This is a genomic window from Salinisphaera sp., assembly GCF_035690525.1.
Classification (GTDB): Bacteria; Pseudomonadota; Gammaproteobacteria; order Nevskiales; family Salinisphaeraceae; genus Salinisphaera.
Genome location: NZ_DASSKM010000202.1, coordinates 1 through 3,364 on the forward strand (window position 1 = coordinate 1; position 3,364 = coordinate 3,364).

Sequence of the window (3,364 nt, forward strand, 5' to 3'; positions counted from 1 at the left end):
AAGCGCCACAACCAAGCCGTACGATCGTTGGGCCGTCATCTCGTGCGCGTCATCTGGCGGATGCTGAAAAATAAGCGAGATTACGAAGTTAAATTTAAAATGCCTTGAAAATATAAGAGGGATGTTCAAGTCTACTCACTACGTTTTAGTAATGGGTCAACCAAAACCAGACTCACGAAATTCGACATTAAGCTAATGAGTAGACTGATCCCCATTTGGCCCTAAAGCACGAGCAGTGGGCGCGCTGTATTCGTGCGTTCGTGGAGTTGGTTTTGACGTGGGCGCCCGCATGGTAAAAGGACATATATTTGTGACCGGATCTCCGATGGGTGCTTCCTTGCGCGACAAAAAGACCGCGCGCGGTGCCGATGCGCCGCGCGTAATCCGCTGGGCCGATATGACTTGGCGCGACTACGTACGGATCGGCGCCGGCGTGTTCTTCTTCTTGCTCGGCCTGGCCGGGCTGGTGTTGCCCATTCTGCAGGGCGTATTGTTCCTGATCGTTTCGGCGATCCTGCTCGCGCCGTATTCGCGATGGGTACAGAAACAGCTGGCGCGTTTCGAGGCGAAATTCCCGTGGTTATCGAACAAGGCACGCGGTATCGCCATGCGCTGGGGCCGCAAGAAAGCGGTTCGTGACTGAAACGATCGGCGCGGCTGCTTTATTAGCGGCCGACGCGCGTATCGAACGCTGGTTCTCCGATCGGAACTGGCGAATATTCGATTTCCAGCGCCAAGCTTGGGCCGCCCAGCGCCGCGGCGAATCGGGGCTGATCCACGCGCCGACCGGCACCGGCAAAACGCTGGCCGCGTGGTTCGGCGCGCTGGGCGATTGGCTGGCGACGACCGACAACGCGTCGGCCACGCCGGGGTTGACCGTGCTCTGGATCACCCCGCTGCGCGCGCTGGCGGCCGATACCACACAGCATCTGGCCGCCTCGGCCGCCGAGTTGGGTCTGAACTGGACGATCGAGCGCCGCACCGGCGACACGAAATCGCACGTCAAGGCGCGCCAGCGCAAGAAGCTGCCGAGCGCGCTCGTGACCACGCCGGAAAGCCTCGCGCTGCTGCTGTCCTACGCCAATCACGAGCGGATGTTCGCGTGCCTCGAATGCGTGGTGGTCGACGAATGGCATGAACTGTTGTCGACCAAGCGCGGCGTGGCGCTGGAACTGAGCCTGTCGCGGCTGCGCACGATCAAGCCGGATCTGAAGACCTGGGGCCTGTCGGCCACGCTGGCCAATCTGGACGAGGCCGGCGATGTGCTCACGGGCGGTCAAAGCGTCACCCATATCCGTGGTGTGGTGCCGGCGGCCACCGAAATCACCGCACTCATTCCCGACACGATCGAGCGCTTTCCCTGGGCCGGGCATATGGGCACGCAGATGGTCGGGCCGGTGATCGCCGCGCTGGAGAACGCCCGCACCACGCTGTTGTTCACCAATACCCGTTCACAGGCCGAACTCTGGCATCAGGCGCTGATCCGGGCGCGGCCGAACTGGCTGGACCAGATCGCGCTGCATCACGGCTCGCTCGCTCGCGAATTGCGGGATACGGTCGAGGCGATGATCGCCGACGGCCGGCTGGCCTGCGTGGTGGCAACCTCGAGCCTCGATCTCGGCGTGGATTTTTCGCCGGTCGATCAGGTCATCCAGGTCGGCAGCCCCAAGGGCGTGGCTCGGCTGCTGCAGCGCGCCGGGCGTTCCGGCCATCGGCCGGGCGTGACCAGCCGGATTCTGTGCGTGCCGACGCACGCGTTCGAACTGGTCGAGATCGCCGCCGCTCGGCGCAAGGCCGAGGCCGGCGAACTGGAAGCGAGACGCCCGCTGACCGGCGCGCTCGATGTGCTCGCCCAGCATATCGTCACCCGCGCGCTTGGCAGCGCGGGCGCGGGCGGCGTCGCGCCGGACGACCTGTTGGCGGAGGTCCGTAGCAGCCATGCCTATCGCGACCTCACCGACGCCGAATGGCGGTGGGCGCTGGATTTCGTCACCCGCGGCGGCGCGGCGCTGTCGGCTTATCCGGAATTCCGGCGGGTCGATCTCGTGGCCGGGAGGCTCGTGGTCCACGATAAGCGTATCGCCCGCCGGCATCGCATGACCATGGGCACGATCACCGCCGATGCCGCGATGACCGTGGCCTGGCTGAAGGGCGGACGGCTCGGCACGGTCGAGGAGCGCTTTATCGCGCAGTTGAAGCCCGGCGACGTATTCCTGTTTTCCGGGCGGTTGCTCGAACTGGTACGGGTCAAGGAACTCACGGCCTATGTCAAAGCCGCTACGCGCCGTAACCGGCAAGTGCCGCGCTGGGCCGGCGGGCGCATGGCGATCTCCGGCACGCTGGCCGATGCGATCCGTGACCTGCTGGAAGCCGCCCGCGACGATCGCTTTGATACACCCGAACTGGCCGCCGTCCGCGATCTGCTGGCAGTGCAGAAACGCTGGTCGGCGCTACCCGCGGCCGATGAGCTGCTGATCGAACACGTCACCTCGCGTGAAGGCCGGCACTGGTTCTTTTATCCGTTCGCCGGCCGGCTGGCCCACGAAGGTCTGTCGGCGCTGGCAGCCTGGCGGCTGGCGCGCATGCACGCCGCGACCTTTCGGTTTTCGGTCAACGACTACGGCTTTGAACTGGTGACCCGCACAAAGGTCGAGTTCACCGAGGCCGAACTGCGCGCCGCTTTGTCCGAATCCAATCTGGTCGACGATTTGCTGACCTGCCTTAATGCTTCGGAACTGGCTAAACACGCGTTTCGCGATATCGCGCGGATCGCCGGGCTGGTGTTTCCGGGTTATCCCGGCGCGTCCAAGAGTGCGCGCCAGATCCAGGCTTCCAGCGGACTGGTCTACGATGTCCTGGTGCGCTACGACGCCGACAATCGGCTGCTCGGCCAAGCCCGGCGCGAAGTGCTCGAGCGCGAACTGGAGATCGGGCGGTTGCGGTCCGCGCTATCGGCCATCGCGAACCAGTCGATCCGGCTCGCCGAGCCGCCCCGCCTGACGCCGCTCGGCTTTCCGCTCTGGGTTGAGCGCGTGGCCAGCCAAGTCACCGGCGAATCCTGGCGCGACCGCGTCGAGCGCATGACCGTACAGCTCGAAAAAGCGGCCGACCGGAAGAAATCGGCCCGCAAATGAACGCGGTGTGCGCGAATAAGAGCGGATTTATACCAACCTGCAAAAACAGAATCTCGTTATATAATCAGTACGTTATCTTTGACCCGTCGCTAGAGGCTTGCCGATGACTCGGCCCATTCCATTGCGAAACGATTACCGTGCCGAAGACCTGCGCGAATTGGCGCGCAAGACCCACGACGCGTGCCAGGCGCGGCGCCTGCTGGCAATCGCGGGCGTATACGCGGGTCTGA

General features: G+C 64.0%; 2 protein-coding genes. Both read left to right on the plus strand.

The window, feature by feature from the left end; translation table 11 throughout:
- The first annotated feature begins 325 nt into the window (after positions 1 to 325).
- On the plus strand, positions 326 to 643 hold the full coding sequence (locus VFJ08_RS15645) for a hypothetical protein (RefSeq protein WP_324998162.1): 318 nt from the start codon (positions 326 to 328) through the stop codon (positions 641 to 643).
- The gene (locus VFJ08_RS15650) at positions 636 to 3,134 is read left to right on the plus strand and encodes a ligase-associated DNA damage response DEXH box helicase (protein ID WP_324998163.1); all 2,499 of its coding nucleotides are present in this window, start codon (positions 636 to 638) and stop codon (positions 3,132 to 3,134) included. Before VFJ08_RS15645 ends, VFJ08_RS15650 begins: the two co-directional genes overlap by 8 nt.
- Positions 3,135 to 3,364 lie beyond the last annotated feature (230 nt).

Excerpts from the sequence above, each read along its gene's own strand:
- VFJ08_RS15645 (WP_324998162.1), top strand. The coding sequence starts at position 326 with ATGGGTGCTTCCTTGCGCGACAAAAAGACCGCGCGCGGTGCCGATGCG.